The sequence below is a fragment of the Streptomyces sp. NPDC057939 genome (assembly GCF_042887545.1).
Taxonomy (GTDB): Bacteria; Actinomycetota; Actinomycetes; order Streptomycetales; family Streptomycetaceae; genus Streptomyces.
The window spans coordinates 129,259-147,139 of record NZ_JBHVPG010000009.1 but is presented as its reverse complement, the minus strand read 5'-3'; the positions used below and the strand labels follow the sequence as shown (position 1 = coordinate 147,139).

14 protein-coding genes are annotated in these 17,881 nt (G+C 72.2%); 8 read left to right on the top strand and 6 right to left on the bottom strand.

The window, feature by feature from the left end; translation table 11 throughout:
- Nucleotides 1-218 precede the first annotated feature (218 nt).
- Together ACFVS6_RS13455 and ACFVS6_RS13450 are read left to right on the top strand one after the other, a co-directional pair.
- Nucleotides 219-2,462 carry an ATP-dependent RecD-like DNA helicase gene (locus ACFVS6_RS13455; protein WP_389703421.1) on the top strand — a complete coding sequence of 748 codons (2,244 nt, stop codon included), beginning with the start codon at nucleotides 219-221 and terminating at the stop codon, nucleotides 2,460-2,462.
- A 182-nt stretch (nucleotides 2,463-2,644) separates the two neighbouring features.
- Entirely contained in the window at nucleotides 2,645-3,934 is a 1,290-nt protein-coding gene (locus ACFVS6_RS13450) for a citrate synthase (protein WP_389703419.1), read from the top strand.
- A gap of 393 nt (nucleotides 3,935-4,327) precedes the next feature.
- Here the strand turns inward: ACFVS6_RS13450 and ACFVS6_RS13445 are convergent, their stop codons facing one another.
- The gene (locus ACFVS6_RS13445) at nucleotides 4,328-6,607 is read right to left on the bottom strand and encodes a heavy metal translocating P-type ATPase (protein WP_389703417.1); all 2,280 of its coding nucleotides are present in this window, start codon (nucleotides 6,605-6,607) and stop codon (nucleotides 4,328-4,330) included.
- A gap of 94 nt (nucleotides 6,608-6,701) precedes the next feature.
- Nucleotides 6,702-7,001: a heavy-metal-associated domain-containing protein gene (locus ACFVS6_RS13440; RefSeq protein ID WP_389703415.1), complete on the bottom strand. Its 300-nt coding sequence runs from the start codon at nucleotides 6,999-7,001 to the stop codon at nucleotides 6,702-6,704.
- Nucleotides 7,002-7,138: 137 nt separating this feature from the next.
- On the opposite strand from ACFVS6_RS13440, the gene ACFVS6_RS13435 reads away from it, so the two are divergent.
- Nucleotides 7,139-8,359: a cation:proton antiporter gene (locus ACFVS6_RS13435; protein WP_389703519.1), complete on the top strand. Its 1,221-nt coding sequence runs from the start codon at nucleotides 7,139-7,141 to the stop codon at nucleotides 8,357-8,359.
- Nucleotides 8,360-8,410: 51 nt separating this feature from the next.
- Here ACFVS6_RS13435 and ACFVS6_RS13430 read toward each other — a convergent pair whose 3' ends face one another.
- From ACFVS6_RS13430 to ACFVS6_RS13420, 3 genes are all read right to left on the bottom strand, one after another.
- A complete protein-coding gene (locus ACFVS6_RS13430; RefSeq protein WP_389703413.1) occupies nucleotides 8,411-8,611 on the bottom strand; it encodes a helix-turn-helix transcriptional regulator in 201 nt (66 codons plus the stop codon).
- A 293-nt stretch (nucleotides 8,612-8,904) separates the two neighbouring features.
- Nucleotides 8,905-9,918 (bottom strand): Gfo/Idh/MocA family protein, encoded by a 1,014-nt coding sequence (locus ACFVS6_RS13425; protein WP_389703412.1) that lies wholly within the window; start codon nucleotides 9,916-9,918, stop codon nucleotides 8,905-8,907.
- Nucleotides 9,919-9,948: 30 nt separating this feature from the next.
- Entirely contained in the window at nucleotides 9,949-10,863 is a 915-nt protein-coding gene (locus ACFVS6_RS13420; protein ID WP_389703410.1) for a sugar phosphate isomerase/epimerase family protein, read from the bottom strand.
- Nucleotides 10,864-10,977: 114 nt separating this feature from the next.
- On the opposite strand from ACFVS6_RS13420, the gene iolC reads away from it, so the two are divergent.
- The 5 genes from iolC (at nucleotide 10,978) to ACFVS6_RS13395 (ending at nucleotide 16,826) form a co-directional block, all read left to right on the top strand.
- The gene (gene iolC / locus ACFVS6_RS13415; RefSeq protein WP_389703517.1) at nucleotides 10,978-11,910 is read left to right on the top strand and encodes a 5-dehydro-2-deoxygluconokinase; all 933 of its coding nucleotides are present in this window, start codon (nucleotides 10,978-10,980) and stop codon (nucleotides 11,908-11,910) included.
- Between the two features lie 7 nt (nucleotides 11,911-11,917).
- Nucleotides 11,918-12,808, top strand: a complete 891-nt coding sequence (iolB, locus tag ACFVS6_RS13410) for a 5-deoxy-glucuronate isomerase (RefSeq protein ID WP_389703515.1) — start codon at nucleotides 11,918-11,920, stop codon at nucleotides 12,806-12,808.
- On the top strand, nucleotides 12,805-14,679 hold the full coding sequence (gene iolD, locus ACFVS6_RS13405) for a 3D-(3,5/4)-trihydroxycyclohexane-1,2-dione acylhydrolase (decyclizing) (RefSeq protein WP_389703408.1): 1,875 nt from the start codon (nucleotides 12,805-12,807) through the stop codon (nucleotides 14,677-14,679). The genes iolB and iolD overlap by 4 nt, the downstream gene beginning before the upstream one ends.
- 11 nt (nucleotides 14,680-14,690) lie before the next feature.
- A complete protein-coding gene (locus ACFVS6_RS13400; RefSeq protein WP_389703406.1) occupies nucleotides 14,691-16,190 on the top strand; it encodes a CoA-acylating methylmalonate-semialdehyde dehydrogenase in 1,500 nt (499 codons plus the stop codon).
- 108 nt (nucleotides 16,191-16,298) lie between these two features.
- Nucleotides 16,299-16,826: a hypothetical protein gene (locus tag ACFVS6_RS13395; protein ID WP_389703404.1), complete on the top strand. Its 528-nt coding sequence runs from the start codon at nucleotides 16,299-16,301 to the stop codon at nucleotides 16,824-16,826.
- Between the two features lie 8 nt (nucleotides 16,827-16,834).
- Here ACFVS6_RS13395 and ACFVS6_RS13390 read toward each other — a convergent pair whose 3' ends face one another.
- Nucleotides 16,835-17,872: a WxL protein peptidoglycan domain-containing protein gene (locus tag ACFVS6_RS13390; RefSeq protein ID WP_389703402.1), complete on the bottom strand. Its 1,038-nt coding sequence runs from the start codon at nucleotides 17,870-17,872 to the stop codon at nucleotides 16,835-16,837.
- Nucleotides 17,873-17,881: the final 9 nt, after the last annotated feature.

The window sequence follows — 17,881 nt, the reverse complement described above, 5'->3', positions numbered from 1 at the left end:
GGTCGTATGGTGCGTCGGGACTTTCGGGAGGGGATCCGGGGGGATCGGGAAGTCCGACGAGGGAGGGGTAACCGTGAGGGGGTCCGGCCGCGAGGCCGGCCCCCCTTTCGTTTGTCCTCCCTCCCTCCCTCCCTTCGCCGCCCCGCCCAGGACCCCGTCCGCCGCCCTTCGTCCACACCCCTCGGCGCGGTGTCGGCGCCGGACGGTAGCGTCGTGCCATGACATCCAACGGGGCGGTGCAGCCGGCGGTGGTCGAGGGGGTGTTGGAGCGCATCACCTACGCCAACGAGGAGAGCGGGTACACGGTCGCCCGGGTCGACACCGGCCGGGGCTCCGGGGACCTGCTGACCGTCGTCGGCTCCCTCCTCGGTGCGCAGCCCGGCGAGTCCCTTCGGATGGAGGGCCGTTGGGGCTCGCACCCCCAGTACGGCAAGCAGTTCAGCGTCGACAACTACTCGACGATCCTCCCGGCGACCATCCAGGGCATCCGCCGCTACCTCGGTTCCGGCCTCATCAAGGGCATCGGCCCCAGGATCGCCGACCGGATCGTGGAGCACTTCGGCACCGACACCCTCGACGTCATCGAGGCGGAACCCAAGCGCCTGATCGAGGTGCCCGGTCTCGGCCCGAAGCGGACGAAGCTGATCGGCGCCGCATGGGAGGAGCAGAAGGCCATCAAGGAGGTCATGGTCTTCCTCCAGGGGGTCGGCGTCTCCACCTCCATCGCGGTGCGCATCTACAAGAAGTACGGCGACGCCTCCATCTCGGTCGTGAAGAACCAGCCCTACCGGCTCGCCGCCGACGTGTGGGGCATCGGCTTCCTCACCGCCGACCGGATCGCCCAGGCCGTGGGCATCCCGCACGACAGCCCCGAGCGGGTCAAGGCCGGGCTCCAGTACGCCCTGTCCCAGTCGACCGACCAGGGCCACTGCTTCCTGCCCGAGGAACGGCTCATCGCCGACGGCGTCAAACTCCTCCAGGTCGATACCGGGCTGGTCATCGACTGCCTCGCCGAGCTCGCCGCCGATCCGGAGGGAGTCGTGCGCGAGGCCGTACCCGACCCCCAGGGCGGCCCGCCGATCACCGCGGTCTTCCTCGTCCCCTTCCACCGCGCCGAACTCTCGCTGGTCGGCCAGGTCCGCCGGCTGTTGAACGCCGAGGAGGACCGGATGCCCGCCTTCCGGGACGTGGACTGGGAGAAGGCCCTCGGCTGGCTGGCCGGTCGCACGGGGGCCGCCCTGGCCCCCGAACAGCGGGACGCCGTTCGCCTCGCGCTGACCCGCCGGGTCGCCGTCCTCACCGGCGGACCCGGCTGCGGCAAGTCGTTCACCGTGCGCTCCATCGTCGAACTGGCCCGGGCCAAGAAGGCCAAGGTGGTGCTCGCCGCCCCCACCGGCCGGGCCGCGAAGCGTCTGTCCGAGCTCACCGGCGCCGAGGCGTCCACCGTGCACCGGCTGTTGGAGCTGAAGCCGGGCGGCGACGCGGCCTACGACCGGGACCGCCCCTTGGACGCCGATCTCGTCGTGGTGGACGAAGCCTCGATGCTGGACCTGCTGCTCGCCAACAAGCTGATCAAGGCGGTGGCCCCGGGCGCGCACCTGCTGCTGGTCGGCGACGTGGACCAGCTGCCGTCGGTCGGCGCCGGCGAGGTGTTGCGCGACCTGCTGGCCGAGGGCGGACCGGTCCCGGCCGTCCGGCTGACCAGGATCTTCCGCCAGGCCCAGCAGTCGGGGGTGGTCACCAACGCGCACCGCATCAACACGGGGCTGCCGCCCCTCACCGACAACATGCCCGACTTCTTCCTCTTCCCCGAGGAGGACACGGAGGCGGCCGGAATCCTCACCGTCGACGTGGCCGCACGTCGAATTCCGGCCAGATTCGGGCTCGACCCCCGGCGGGACATCCAGGTCCTCGCCCCCATGCACCGCGGCCCCGCCGGGGCGGGGAACCTCAACGGCCTGCTCCAGCAGGCGATCACGCCGGCCAGGCCGAACCTCCCCGAGAAGCGGTTCGGCGGCCGGGTCTTCCGGGTGGGGGACAAGGTGACCCAGATCCGGAACAACTACGAGAAGGGCGCCAACGGCGTCTTCAACGGCACGGTCGGCGTGGTCACCGCCCTCGACCTGGACGAACAGCGCCTGACGGTCCGTACGGAGGAGGACGAGGAGGTCGTATACGAGTTCGCCGAACTCGACGAGCTCGCCCACGCGTACGCGGTCACCATCCACCGCTCCCAGGGGAGTGAATATCCGGCCGTGGTGATCCCGGTCACCACCGGCGCATGGATGATGCTCCAGCGGAACCTGCTCTACACGGCCGTGACCAGGGCGAAGAAACTGGTCGTCCTGGTCGGGTCACGCAAGGCCCTCGGCCAGGCGGTGCGTACCGTTTCGGCAGGCAGGAGGTACACGGCGGTGGCTTCAAGACTGTCCGGCCGGATACCGGTGGGAAACATCACCTAAATGATCGATCATCTGGGGTTCCCCGGCCGGTGCGGAGGGGGCAGGATGTTCAGGTTGGCGGCACTCAGTGCCGTCAAAAGGACCAAAGGCCGACCCCGAGTGCACTCTCCTGCGCCAAATGGGGGAAGGTAGAGGCAGTCAGGGCACCTCGAAGAAGAGGCACTACGTCGGTGAGGGATGACGTGAGCGACAACTCTGTAGTACTCCGGTACGCGGACGGTGAATACACCTACCCGGTGGTCGAGAGCACCGTCGGTGACCAGGGCTTCGACATCGCGAAGCTGCGGGCCCAGACCGGGCTCGTCACTCTGGACAGTGGCTACGGCAACACCGCCGCCTACAAGTCCGCGATTACCTATCTCGACGGCGAGCAGGGGATCCTGCGCTACCGCGGATACCCGATCGAGCAGCTGGCCGAGCGTTCGACCTTCATCGAGGTCGCCTACCTGCTGATCAACGGGGAGCTGCCGACCGTCGACCAGCTCGCGTCGTTCCGCAACGAGATCACCCAGCACACGCTGCTGCACGAGGACGTGAAGCGCTTCTACGACGGCTTCCCGCGTGACGCGCACCCGATGGCGATGCTGTCCTCCGTGGTCAGCGCGCTGTCCACGTTCTACCAGGACAGCCACAACCCCTTCGACGACCAGCAGCGCCACCTCTCGACGATCCGGCTGCTCGCCAAGCTGCCGACGATCGCGGCGTACGCGTACAAGAAGTCGGTCGGCCACCCGGTGGTCTACCCGCGCAACGACCTCGGCTACGTCGAGAACTTCCTGCGCATGACCTTCTCCGTGCCGGCCCAGGAGTACGACCTGGACCCGGTCGTGGTCTCGGCGCTCGACAAGCTGCTGATCCTGCACGCGGACCACGAGCAGAACTGCTCGACCTCCACCGTGCGTCTGGTCGGCTCCTCGCAGGCGAACATGTTCGCCTCGATCTCCGCCGGCATCTCGGCCCTGTGGGGCCCGCTGCACGGTGGCGCCAACCAGTCCGTCCTGGAGATGCTGGAAGGCATCAAGAACGACGGCGGCGACGTCGACGCCTTCATCCGCAAGGTGAAGAACAAGGAGGACGGCGTCCGGCTCATGGGCTTCGGACACCGCGTCTACAAGAGCTTCGACCCCCGGGCGAAGATCATCAAGGCTGCGGCGCACGACGTCCTCTCGGCGCTCGGCAAGAGCGACGAGCTGCTGGACATCGCGCTCAAGCTGGAAGAGCACGCGCTGGCCGACGAGTACTTCGTCGAGCGCAACCTCTACCCGAACGTGGACTTCTACACCGGCCTGATCTACCGGGCCATGGGCTTCCCGACCGAGATGTTCACCGTGCTCTTCGCGCTCGGCCGGCTCCCCGGCTGGATCGCCCAGTGGCACGAGATGATCAAGGAGCCCGGCTCCCGCATCGGCCGCCCGCGCCAGATCTACACCGGCGAGGTCCTGCGCGACTTCGTCCCGGTCGAGGCCCGCTAGCAGTCGGACCTCGCGGCGGTCACGCCGTCGCGGTCACCCCGCGGCGGTCGCTCTGCGAAAAGCGCCCCGCCGTCGATCCCCCCACGGGTCGACGGTCGGGGCGCTTCCCATTCCCCGGATGCGGACTCCCCCCACGGGACCCGCGCCGGGGCGTCTGTGTGCCGGGACCCGTTCGGTTCGGGAAGGCCGCTCAAGGCTCCCGCGGGCACGTGCCCCGGCCGGCTGATGCCCGGACGTCCCCCAAGACCTCCGTCAAACGTCCCCCAAGACGTTTTCGGCATCGCCCCATTAGACCCGTGGCGACCCCGGATGGTTACGTTGTCATCACTGTGATCTGCGTCTCCCGTGAAGGAGATGTGGAGGACCGGGGGAGGCGGGCCCGCGGGTGATCGCTCAGCGGAAGGACCGCAGCCGCAGGCTGTTGGTGACGACGAAGACCGAGGAGAAGGCCATCGCCGCCCCCGCGATCATGGGGTTGAGCAGGCCGGCGGCGGCCAGTGGCAGCGCCGCCACGTTGTAGCCGAAGGCCCAGAACAGGTTGCCCTTGATGGTGGCGAGCGTCCGGCGGGAGAGTCGGATCGCGTCCGCGGCCACCCGCAGGTCGCCCCGTACGAGGGTCAGGTCCGCGGCCTCGATGGCCGCGTCGGTGCCCGTGCCCATGGCCAGGCCCAGGTCCGCGCGGGCCAGTGCGGCCGCGTCGTTGACCCCGTCGCCCACCATGGCGACCGTCCGGCCCTCGGCCTGGAGGCGGCGCACGACCTCCACCTTGTCCTGCGGGAGCACCTCGGCGATCACCTCCTCGATGCCCACCTCCCGCGCCACCGTCTCGGCGACGGCCCGGTTGTCACCGGTCAGCAGCACCGGCGTGAGTCCGAGCGCCCGGAGCCGGGACACCGCCTCGGCGCTGGTCTCCTTGACGGCGTCGGCCACCACCAGCACCCCGCGCGCCTCGCCGTCCCAGGCCACCAGGACGGCCGTGCCGCCCTCGGCCTCCGCGGCGGCCTTGGCCCGGGCGAGCCCGGCGGGCAGGACGATCGACCGCTCGGCGAGCAGCCGCTCCCGACCGACGAGCACGGCGCGACCGTCGACCACCCCGCTGACGCCGAGGCCGGCCAGGTTCTCGAAGGCCCCGGGGGCGGGTCGCGGGCTCTCCCCGTCGCCCGTCCGCTCGGCGGCCCCCGCCGTGATCGCGCGGGCGACGGGGTGCTCGGAGGCGTGCTCCAGCGCGCCGGCGAGCCGCAGCAGTTCCTTCTCGTCGACGCCGTCGGCGACGTACACCGCGGACAGGGCCATCCGGCCGGTGGTGACGGTTCCCGTCTTGTCCAGGACGACGGTGTCGACCCGACGGGTGGACTCCAGCACCTCCGGCCCCTTGATCAGGATGCCGAGCTGCGCGCCCCGGCCGGTGCCGACCATCAGCGCGGTCGGCGTGGCCAGCCCCAGGGCGCACGGGCAGGCGATGATCAGGACGGCCACGGCGGCCGTGAACGCGGCCGTCGCGTCGTCGGTGATCAGCAGCCAGGTCACCCAGGTGCCCAGTGCGAGCAGCAGGACCACCGGGACGAACACGGCGGAGATCCGGTCGGCGAGGCGCTGCACCTCGGCCTTGCCGTTCTGGGCGTCCTCGACCATCTTGGCCATCCGGGCGAGCTGGGTGTCGGCGCCGACGCGGGACGCCTCCACCACGATGCGGCCCGAGGTGTTGACGGTGGCTCCGGTGACGGGGTCGCCGACGGAGACCTCGACGGGCACCGACTCGCCGGTCAGCATGGACGCGTCCACGGCCGAGCCGCCCTCGACGACCGTCCCGTCGGTGGCGATCTTCTCGCCGGGCCGCACCACGAACCGGTCGCCCACCACGAGCGTGCCCACCGGGACCATCACCTCCCGGCCCCCGCGCAGCACCGCAACCTCCTTCGCGCCCAGTTCCAACAGCGCCCTCAGGGCCGCGCCCGCCTTCCGCTTGGAGCGGGCCTCCAGATGGCGGCCGAGCAGGATGAACGTGATGACGCCGGCCGCGACCTCCAGGTACAGGGCGGAGGAGGCGTCCGCGCGCGTGGCGGTGAGGTCGAAGCCGTGCCGCATGCCGGGCATGCCCGCGTGCCCGAAGAACAGGGCCCACAGCGACCATGCGTAGGCGGCGAGCGTGCCGACCGAGACCAGGGTGTCCATGGTGGCGGCGCCGTGCCGGGCGTTGGTCCAGGCGGCCCGGTGGAAGGGGAGGCCGCCCCAGACGACCACGGGGGAGGCGAGGGTGAGCGAGAGCCACTGCCAGTTGTCGAACTGGAGGGCGGGGATCATGGACAGCAGGACGACGGGCAGTGCCAGGGTCGCGGACACCAGCAGCCGCTGCCGCAGTGCGGCCGACTCGGGGTCGGCCACCGGAGCGGTGGCCTCGGTCTCGACCTCGGGAGCCGGCGGCGGGGGTTCCTCGGCGGTGTAGCCGGTCTTCACGACGGTCGCGATCAGGTCGGCGACCCGCACGTCACCCGCGTACGAGACCCGGGCCTTCTCGGTGGCGTAGTTCACCGTGGCGGTGACCCCGTCCATCCGGTTCAGCTTCTTCTCGATGCGGGCCGCGCAGGAGGCGCAGGTCATCCCGCCGATCATCAGCTCGACCTCGGCCGCGCCGGTCACCGCTATGGGCCCGTCGTGCATTGTGCTGCTGCTCATGTCCGGCTCCAGGGGGAGGGCCGGGTCGTACGGAACCGGTATGAGCCGGCCGGCACGACCCGGCGGAGTGCCGCGGAAGTGCGGGGTCGCGGGCTCAGGCCCGACCGGCGAGCTCGTAACCGGCCTCGTCCACGGCGGCGCGCACGTCCTCGTCCTGGAGCGGTGCGGCGGAGATCACGGTCACCTCGCCGGTGGCGGCGACGGCCTTGACCGAGGTCACGCCCGGCAGGGCGGTCAGCTCGGCGGTCACGGCGCCCTCGCAGTGCCCGCAGGTCATGCCGGTGACCTTGTACACGGCGGTGACGGTGCCGACCTCGACGGCGCCGTCGTGGCAGGAGCCGGTGCTGGAGCAGCAGGATCCGCTCGACTGCGCGGTGTCCGTCTCGGCGGTCATCTCGTTCTCCTCTTTCGGGGGGTCTTTCTCACAGATTATACCCCTAGGGGGTATTCGGCGACCATTTGGCGGGTCGCGTGGCGTCGGCGCGGCCCGCGTCGTGGACAAACCATTCGGAACATAAGTAAATGGCCCTCATGGATCATCCGGGGACGTTCGTTCTGATCATGGTCGTCGCCGTCCTCGCTCCGATCCTCGCCTACGGCGTCTCGCGCTGGCTGTCCGTTCCGCTGGTGATCTTCGAGATCGTGTTGGGCATCCTCATCGGGCCCGACGTGCTCGGCTGGGCCCACTCGGGCGACGTGATCGACGTCCTCAGCGAACTCGGCCTCGCCATGCTCATCTTCCTCGCCGGGTACGAGATCCGGTTCGACCAGGTCAAGGGCGACACCCTCAACCGGTCCGTGGCGGCCTGGCTCGTCACCCTCGTGCTGGGCCTGACGGCCGGCGTTCTGCTCGCCCACGGGGGCGGGTTCGAGAAGGGCGTCTACATCGGAACCGCCCTCACCAGCACCGCCCTCGGCACGATCCTGCCGGTGCTACGGGACTCCGGGGACCTCGGGAGCCGCTTCGGGACGGTGATGATGGCCATGGGCGCGGTCGGCGAGTTCGGACCGATCATCGCCATGGCCCTGCTCCTCAGCGGGCGGGCCCCGGCCGGCTCGGCGGCCGTGCTGATCGCCTTCGGGGTGCTGACGGCCGCCGCGGTGTTCTGGGCCCTGCGGCCCAAGCCGCCCTGGTTCTCCAAGGTCATCGCCACCACCCTGCACAGCAGCGCGCAGTTCGCCGTCCGGCTGGTGTTCCTGCTGCTGGTCGCCATGCTCGCGCTGGCCGAGGTGCTGGGGCTCGACGTCCTCCTCGGCGCCTTCGCCGCCGGACTCATCACCCGGCTGGTGCTGCAGGGAGCGGCGCCGGAGAGCAGCGAGGCCGTGCTGTCGAAGGTGGAGGCCATCGGGTTCGGCTTCCTCGTGCCGCTCTTCTTCGTGGTCACCGGCATCGAGTTCGACCTGGACGCCCTGCTGGCGGGCGGCGGGACGCTCTTGCTGCTGCCCGTCTTCCTCGCGCTGTTCCTGGTGGTGCGCGGGCTGCCGATGTGGCTGCTGGCCCCCCGCGACCTGGGGCGCCGGGACCGCTCGGCGCTCGTCCTGTTCGGGTCGACCGCCCTGCCGCTGGTGGTCGCGATCACCACGCTCGGCGTCGAGGCCGGGAAGGTGGAGCCGGGCGAGGCGGCGGCGCTGGTCGGGGCCGGAATGCTGTCCGTGCTGGCCTTCCCGCTGCTGGGGATGCGGCTGCGGGCCCGGCAGGGGGATCGGCGGCCGCGGGGCACCCGGGCGGCGGACGAGGCGGAATCCTGGTGAAGCGGCCGGTCCCGGGCGGGGGAGTCCCGCCCGGGACCGGCGGCGCCCCGGTCAGTCCTCGCGGCGGCCCCGGTTGCCGGGGCGGCGCGCCACCCATGCCCGGACGGTGTCGGCGTACCAGTAGGGCTTGCCGCCCTCCACGTGGTCGGGCTTGGGAAGCAGCCCGTGCTTGCGGTAGGAGCGCACCGTGTCCGGCTGCACCCGGATGTGGGCGGCGATCTCCTTGTACGACCACAGCTGACGGTCGCTCATCGACGACACCTCCTTGTCCACGCCGCGGGGCCGGCCGGGAGGCCGTCGGGGGAGCCGGCGCGTGGACACAGACGATCACTCAGGTTGTGCCCGGAGAACGACGCTGGGTGAGGGCAGGGGAGCGGCTGTCGAGCGCCTGTGACGGAAAACCCGCGTAATGCGGATATGTGTGACACAAGGGCGACTCCTGTGACGGATGCGGCACAGGAGTCGCCCGGTGGAAGCGGTGTGCGGAGACTGTTCGTACGACCGGCGGGCGGCGCCGGGCGGGCGACGGCGGCCGGGTGCGCCCGTCAACGGCCGTACAGCTCCGGCCGTTCGGCCAGCCGGACCTCGGTCCGCACGCCGGTGCGCGCCGCCGCCAGTCCCGCCTCGGAGACCGCGGCGGCCGCGTACCCGTCCCAGGCGTCGGGCCCCTCGACGCGACCCCGCGCGGCCGCCGCGACCCACCGCCGGACCTGGCGGTCGTAGGCGTCGGCGAACCGGGTGGTGAAGTCCTGGGTGATCTCCCCGCCCCAGCGGCCGGCCGACTCGACGACCATCGCCCGACCGTCGCCGATCCTGGCGCTGCCGGACTCCCCGACCGCCTCGCAGCGGACCTGGTAGCCGAAACCGCAGTTGACGAAGATCTCGACGTCCACGATCACCCCGCCCGAGGTCTCCAGCAGCACCAGCCGGGGATCGCGCAGCCCCTCGGGAGCGGCCGAGGACGGCGTCGGGGAGAGCACCGTCACGGCGGTGACCTCCTGGCCCAGCAGCCAGCGCGCCGCGTCCACCTCGTGCACCACCGAATCGGAGATGAGCATGTCGCTGGTGAAGAAGGAGGGCGAGGACGCGTTGCGGTGGCGGCAGTGCAGGAAGAGGGGCCGTCCGATGCCGCCCGCGTCGAGGAGCTCCTTGAGGCGCTCGTACTCGGCGTCGTACCGCCGCATGAACCCCACCTGCACCAACCGGCGGCCGAGTCGGCGCTCGGCCTCCATCACCCGCAGGGCGCCCTCCGGGTCGGGTGTCAGCGGCTTCTCGCAGAGCACCGGCAACTCCCGTTCCAGGGCATGCAGAATCGCTTCCTCATGGGCGGGGCCGGGCGAGGCGATCAGGACCGCGTCCACACCGGGGTGGGCCATCGCGGCCGCCGGATCCGTGTACGCGCCCGCCCCGTCCAGGCCCGCCGCCACCTCCTTGACCCGGTCCCCGTCGGGATCGGCCAGCGCCACCACCCGCGCCCCGCCGACGGTGGAGCCGATCCGGCGCACGTGATCGGCGCCCATCCTTCCCGTACCGATGACGGCGATGCCGAGCGTGCTCATGTAACGGTGTCCCTTCGGGAGTCGGGCCGGTCAGCGGGCGCCGCAGGAGCGCAGGTAGGCGCGGGTGCGCCGGGCGATGGGCAGCGGCCGGTCCGGCGGACACGGGTACATGTCCTGCTCCACGATCGCGAACAGGTCCACGCCGAGCCGCTGCGCCGCCGCCAGCACCGGCTCCAGCGCGGGCACCCCCGACGGCGGCTCGCACATCACCCCGCGCGCCACGGCGGGCCCGAACGGCACCTGCTCCGCCACCACTTCGGCGAGGATCCGCGGATCCACCTGCTTGAGGTGGAGGTAGCCGATCCGCTCCCCGAAGGTCTCGACCGCCTCGACGCTGTCCCCGCCGCAGTACGCGTAGTGCCCGGTGTCCAGGCACAGGGACACCAGCGCGGGATCGGTGGCGTCCAGGAACCGGGCCACGTTCTCCGGGGTGTCGATGTGGGTGTCGGCGTGCGGGTGGACGACGATCCGCAGCCCGTACCGGTCCCGGACCTCCCGTCCCAGGCGCTCGGTCTGCGCGGCCAGTTCACGCCATTGATCCGGGGTCAGCACCCGGTCCTCCAGCACCTTCCCGGTCTTGTCGTCGCGCCAGAAGGAGGGGATGACGACCAACCGGTCCGCACCCGTCGACGCCGTGAGCTCCGCGATCCGCGACACGTGCGCCCAGGTCTCGTCCCACACGGCGGGTCCGTGATGGAGTCCGGTGAAGACCGTGCCGGCGGACACGCGCAGGCCCCGCCGGGCGGTCTCGTCGGCCAGGCGGGACGGATCGGTGGGCAGGTAGCCGTACGGGCCCAACTCGATCCACTCGTAACCGGCTTCCGCGACCTCGTCGAGGAAACGGTCCCAGGGCGTCTGGAGGGGATCTTCGGGGAACCAGACACCCCAGGAGTCCGGAGCCGAGCCGATGCGGATACGGGTCAACGCGGGCGGGGAGGAGGTCATGTCGGCCACCTTAGGGTGCGAGGCTCGAAGGGACGAGGAAGACGAGTGGGAGGAGGGCCTGCTGTGACCACGGCGCGAGGCCACGCGGACGGCGGGGCGTACGACCTCATCACGATGGGGCGGATCGGGGTGGATCTCTACCCGCTGAAGACCGGTGTACCGCTCGCCGAGGCGGACACCTTCGGCAAGTTCCTCGGCGGTTCACCGACGAACGTCGCCGTCGCCGCCTCCCGGTTGGGACGCCGCACCGCGGTGATCACGCGTACCGGCGCGGACCCCTTCGGGGAGTACCTGCGCTCCGAGCTGCGCGGCTTCGGCGTCGACGACCGGTGGGCGGGAGAGGTGGACCGCTACCCGACGCCCGTCACCTTCTGCGAGATCTTCCCGCCCGACCACTTCCCGCTGTACTTCTACCGGCTGCCCAAGGCCCCCGACCTGGAGATCCGGCCCGAGGAGGTGGACCGTGACGCGGTGCGCGCCGCCCGGGTCTTCTGGATGACGGGTACGGGCCTCAGCGCGGAGCCGAGCCGCAGCGCCACTCTCGCCGCGCTGGAGGCCCGCTCGGGATCCGGGCCGACCGGCATCACGGTCTTCGACCTGGACTGGCGGCCCATGCTGTGGGAGGGGTCGCCGCAGCCCTGGTACGGGCGGGCGCTCGCCCTGGCGACCGTCGCCGTCGGCAACGCCGAGGAGTGCGAGGTCGCCACCGGGGAGAGCGACCCGTACGAGGCCGCCCGGGCCCTGCTCGCGGCCGGCGTGGAGCTCGCCGTCGTCAAGCGGGGCCCGTTGGGCGTGCTGGCCGCCGACCGGGGCGGGAGGCTGGTGGAGGTGCCGCCCGTCCCCGTGACGGTGGTGAACGGGCTGGGCGCCGGCGACGCCTTCGGGGGCGCACTGGTCCACGGGCTGCTCGCCGGCTGGGACCTCGAACGGGTACTGCGCTACGCGAACGCCGCGGGGGCCATCGTCGCCTCCCGGCTCGCCTGCGGGGCGGCGATGCCGTTCCCCGCCGAGGTGGAGGAGGTGCTGGGTCGTGCCGGTGCTGTCTGAGACGGAGATGGCCTTCACCCGGCTGCGGGTCCTCGACCTCGCGCCCGGGGAGACGTACGCCTTCGCGTGCGGGGAGGCGGAGTGGATCGTGCTGCCGCTCTCGGGCGGCTGCGAGGTCCGCTGCACGGAGGCGGAGGCGGAGGCGGAGGCGGCGGCTGACGGGGCCGCGGGCCCGGGTGCCGGCACGGCGGGTGAGGGTGTCGGCGAGTCGCCCCGCGAGGTGGTGTTCCGGCTCCGGGGCCGCAGCGGGGTGTTCGACGCGGTCAGCGACTTCGCCTACCTGCCGCGGGACGCGCGCGCGGAGGTCGCCTCGGCGGCGGGCGGGCGCTTCGCCCTCGCCGGGGCGCGGTGCGAGCGGCGGCTGCCCGCCCGCCACGCCCCGGCCGCCGGGGTACCCGTCGAACTGCGCGGCGCCGGGACGTGCTCCCGGCAGGTCAACAACTTCGCCGCCGCCGACGTCTTCCCCTGCGACCGGCTCATCGCGGTCGAGGTGCTCACCCCCGGCGGGAACTGGTCCTCCTACCCGCCCCACAAGCACGACGAGCACCATCCCGGCGAGGAGTCCCGGTTGGAGGAGATCTACTGGTACGAGATCGCCCCCCACGAGGGCGTCCCCGGGCTCGGCTACCAGCGTGTCAGCCCCTCGCCGGCGGGGAGCACCGACATCCTCACGGAGGTGCGGACCGGCGACACCGTCCTCATCTCGGACGGCTGGCACGGCCCCTCCATCGCCGCCCCCGGGCACGACATGTACTACCTGAACGTCATGGCCGGCCCGGCCGGCGGCACCCGGGAATGGCTGATCCGCGACCACCCCGACCACGGCTGGATCCGGGACACCTGGGCCGGGCGGGAGATCGACCCCCGGCTGCCCTTCCACCGAGCGGAGGAAACGTGAGGCTCACCGTCGCCCAGGCGCTCGTACGCTTCCTGGCCCGCCAGTACACCGAACGCGACGGCCAACGGCACCGGCTGATCGCCGCGACCTGGGGGATCTTCGGGCACGGCAACGTCGCCGGGATCGGCCAGGCCCTGCTGGAGAGCGGGCCGCACGCCATGCCGTTCCTTCAGGGACGCAACGAACAGGCCATGGTGCACGCCGCCGTCGGCTACGCCCGGCAGAGCGGACGGCTGTCCGCGCACGCCGTCACCACCTCCATCGGGCCCGGCGCGACCAACCTCGTCACCGGGGCCGCCCTCGCCACGATCAACCACCTCCCCGTGCTGCTGCTCCCCGGCGACACCTTCGCGACCCGGCCCGCCGATCCGGTGCTCCAGCAGCTCGAAGTGCCCTACGCGGGCGACGTCTCCGTCAACGACACCCTGCGGCCCGTGTCCCGGTACTTCGACCGGATCACCCGGCCCGAGGCCCTGGTCCCCGCCGCCCTGCGGGCGATGCGGGTGCTCACCGACCCCGCCGCGACCGGCGCCGTCACCCTCGCACTGCCGCAGGACGTACAGGTGGAGGCGTACGACTGGCCCGAGGAGTTCTTCGCCGAACGGGTCTGGCGGATCGGCTCGCCGCAACCGGACCCCGAGGAACTCGACGCGGCCCGCGCCGCCGTCCGCGCGGCCCGCAGGCCGCTGATCATCGCCGGCGGCGGGGTGCGCCACAGCGGCGCGGCGGACGCCCTGCGCACGCTCGCCGCGGCCACCGGCATCCCCGTCGCGTCCACCCAGGCGGGCAAGGGCTCCCTGCCCTTCGACCACCCGGCGGACGTCGGCGGCATCGGCCACACCGGCACGGCCACCGCCAACGACCTCGCCCGCACCGCCGACCTGGTACTGGGCGTCGGCACCCGCTACACCGACTTCACCACCGCCTCCTCGACCCTGTTCCAGAACCCCGACGTCCGGTTCGTCAACCTGAACGTCGCCGCGGTCGACGCGCACAAGATGGCCGGCGCCCCGCTGCTCGCCGACGCCCGGGCCGGACTGGGGGCGCTCGCCGACGGCCTGGTCGGTCACCGGGTGGACCCCGCGTACGAGACCGCGTACACGGCCGCGAAGGCCGACTGGGAGGCCCGCGTCGACGCCGCCTACGCCGTACCCGCACCCGACGAGGACCGGCCGCCCACCCAGGCCCAGGTCCTCGGCCTGCTCGACGCCCTCGTCGACGACACCGACATCCTCGTCAACGCCGCCGGCTCGCTCCCCGGCGACCTCCACAAGCTGTGGCGGACCCGCTCCGGCGACCAGTACCACGTCGAGTACGGCTACTCCTGCATGGGCTACGAGATCCCCGCCGCGATCGGCGTGGCCCTCGCCGCGCCCGGCCGCCCGGTGTGGGCGCTGGTCGGCGACGGGACGTACCTGATGAACCCCACCGAGATCGTCACCGCCGTCCAGGAGGGCCTGCCGCTGCGCCTGGTGATCCTCGACAACCACGGCTACGCCTCCATCGGCGGCCTGTCGGGGACCGTGGGCGCGGAGGGGTTCGGCACCGCGTACCGCTTCCGGGGGGCGGACGGCGCGTACGACGGCGCCCCCCTTCCGGTGGACCTCGCGGCGAACGCGGCCTCCCTCGGGATGGCCGTCATCCGCACCCGCACCATCGGTGACCTGCGGAAAGCCCTGGCCCAGGCGCGGGAGGCGGACCGTCCCACATGTGTCTACGCACAGACCCGAACACCCGACACTGTGTCGGGCCCACCCCCGGCACAGGCGTGGTGGGATGTTCCTGTGGCCGAGACCGCGACCCGTGGGTCGGCGGCCCGGGCCCGTGAAGAGTACGACCGGCAAGCCGCGCAGCGACGTCGCCATCTGTGAAGGAGCAAGGCATGAAGACCGTCAACCACTGGATCGGTGGCAAGACCGTCGAGGGCGCGTCGGGCAACTACGGCCCGGTCACCGACCCGGCGACGGGCGAGGTCACCACGCAGGTGGCCCTCGCCTCGACCGAAGAGGTCGACGCCGCCGTACAGGTCGCCAAGGAGGCCTTCCTCAGCTGGGGCCAGTCCTCGCTGGCCGCCCGCACCAAGGTGCTGTTCGCCTACCGCGCCCTGCTCGACGCCAACCGCGACGCCATCGCCGAGCTGATCACCGCCGAGCACGGCAAGGTCCACTCGGACGCGCTGGGCGAGGTCGCCCGCGGCCTGGAGATCGTCGAGCTGGCCTGCGGCATCACCACGCAGCTCAAGGGCGAGCTGTCCACCTCCGTGTCCAACCGGGTGGACGTCTCCTCGATCCGCCAGCCGATCGGCGTCGTCGCCGGCATCACCCCGTTCAACTTCCCGGCGATGGTCCCGATGTGGATGTTCCCGCTGGCCGTGGCCTGCGGAAACACCTTCATCCTCAAGCCGAGCGAGAAGGACCCCTCGGCCTCCAACAAGCTGGCCGAGCTGATGACCGAGGCCGGTCTGCCGGCGGGCGTCCTCAACGTCGTCCACGGCGACAAGGTCGCGGTCGACGCGCTGCTCGCGCACCCCGACGTCGCTGCCGTCTCCTTCGTGGGCTCGACCCCGATCGCCCGCCACATCCACACCACCGCCTCCGCCAACGGCAAGCGCGTCCAGGCCTTGGGCGGCGCCAAGAACCACATGCTGGTGCTGCCCGACGCCGACCTGGACGCTGCCGCCGACGCGGCCGTCTCCGCCGCCTACGGCTCGGCCGGCGAGCGCTGCATGGCGATCTCCGCCGTCGTCGCCGTCGGGGCCATCGCCGACGAGCTCGTCGAGAAGATCCGCGAGCGCGCCGAGAAGATCAAGGTCGGGCCCGGCAACGACCCGACCTCCGAAATGGGCCCGCTGATCACCGCCGCCCACCGCGACAAGGTCGCCTCGTACGTCAAGGGCGCCGCCGCCCAGGGCGCGGACGTCGTCCTGGACGGCACCGGCTATACGGTCGAGGGCAACGAGAACGGCCACTGGATCGGCCTGTCCCTCCTCGACAACGTCAAGACCGACTCCGACGCCTACCGCGACGAGATCTTCGGCCCGGTGCTGTGCGTCCTGCGCACCGAGACCTACGAGGAGGGCGTCGCCCTCATCAACGCCTCGCCGTTCGGCAACGGCACCGCGATCTTCACCCGCGACGGCGGCGCCGCACGCCGCTTCCAGCTGGAGATCCAGGCGGGCATGGTCGGCGTGAACGTCCCGATCCCCGTGCCGGTGGGCTACCACTCGTTCGGCGGCTGGAAGGACTCCCTCTTCGGGGACCACCACATCTACGGCAACGACGGCATCCACTTCTACACCCGCGGCAAGGTCGTCACGACCCGCTGGCCCGACCCGGCCGACGCCCCCTCCGGCGTGGACCTGGGCTTCCCCCGCAACCACTGACGGCCCCGCCGCCCCGAACACGGGAACCCCCGACCACCCTCACCGGCCGGGGGTTCCCGCCGTCGGGGGCACGGCCCACCCTGGGCGTCGCGCCGGTAGGGTCGGGGCGTGGACGTGAGCGGGCGGGTCTGGGGTGCCACGAGCGCGGAGCGCGAGGCGGTGTACCCGTGCGACCGGCTCCTGGCCGCCGGGTCCGAGGGCTGGACGCGGGCCGTCGACGTCGCGGCCCCGCCCGCCGTCCTCTTCCGGTGGCTCCGGCAACTGACCATCGCCCCGTACAGCTACGACCGGCTCGACTTCGGGGGCCGCAGGAGCCCGCGCCATCTCGTACCGCTGCCCGAACTGGCGGTCGGCCAGACCCTCCTCGTCTTCACCGTCACCGACTTCCGGACCGGCGAGCACATCACCGGCCTGCTCCCCGAAGCGCCCGCCGCCCGCCACGGTCGGATGGCCGTGAGCTACACGGTGCGCCCGCGCGGGGAGGGCTCGCGGCTCGTCGTCAAGGTCGTCGCCGAGGCCGGCGGGACCCTGCGGCGCAGGCTGCGTCGGCGCCTCCTCGCATGGGGCGACCTCGTCATGATGCGCAAGCAACTGCTCACCCTCAAGGAACTGGCCGAGGGGACCCGTCGGGGCTGACCGGGCCGTCAGCGCCCGCCCACCAGGTCCGGTACGGGCTCCGGGCGCTGCGGGACGGCGCGGCGGCGGCGCCGCAGGATCAGGAGGGCGGCGCCGACGGCCGCCAGGACCAGGACGGCGCCCGCGGCAAACCAGGGGACGGCGAGGAAGTCCGCGCCGGACTCCGACAGCACGTCCGGGTGGGCGGTCGCGTCCGCCGAGACCTTCACGTCCACCCAGTCCAACTGCGGCGCGTCCGGCCACGACTCGGTCAGTTCCACGCGCCGGCCCGGCAGCAGGACCACCCCGGTCGACCGGGCCGGCCGGTCCAGCACCTCACGCCCGAACAGCCCCCGCGCGGAGATCGTCACGCGCGGCTCCACCACCACGTTGCCCCGGTTGACCAGCGTGTAGGTGATGGTGGCGCGGGCGTCCTTCAACCAGGGCACGACGGGGGCGCCGCGGGTGACCCGTACGTCCTCCACGCTCAGGCCCGCGGTCACCGGACCGGGGACCCGGAAGTACAGGCGCGCGCCCACCGACCGCTTCACCCCGACCTGCACCTTGCCGTCCCGCTGCACGCCCTCGACGGCCGTGTTCAACGCGACGATCCCGCCGACGTGGTCGCCCGGGGTCGCGTCCGCGGGCACCTTCACCGTGAACGGGACGTCCTTGCGGCCCTTCGGCGGGACGGTCACGGTCGTCGCGTTCCCGGGGGCGAGCGCGATCCACGCGCCGACGTCCGTGGGCTTCGTCTCGACGGGCAGCAGGGCGAACGCACCGCCCGACGGGGTGTTCATCGCGTCGGTCGCGAAGACCTGGAAGGTCAGCTCCTTGTCGGAGGAGTTCAGGATCGTCGCGCTGTCGGAGAGGGTCGTCCCGGCCGCGCCCTGGTGGAAGAAGTAGGCGCGGTCGGTCATCGCCGCCCCGGCCGGGGGCGTCGGGAAGACGCCCCAGGTGCCGTTGTCCGCGGCCGTCGCGGTGGTCGTGGCGGCGGCGGGGAGCAGCAGGGCGCACAGGGCGCCGAGGACGACGACGATGCTGCGGGGGCGGCGGCGGATGCGCATGGGCGGGGT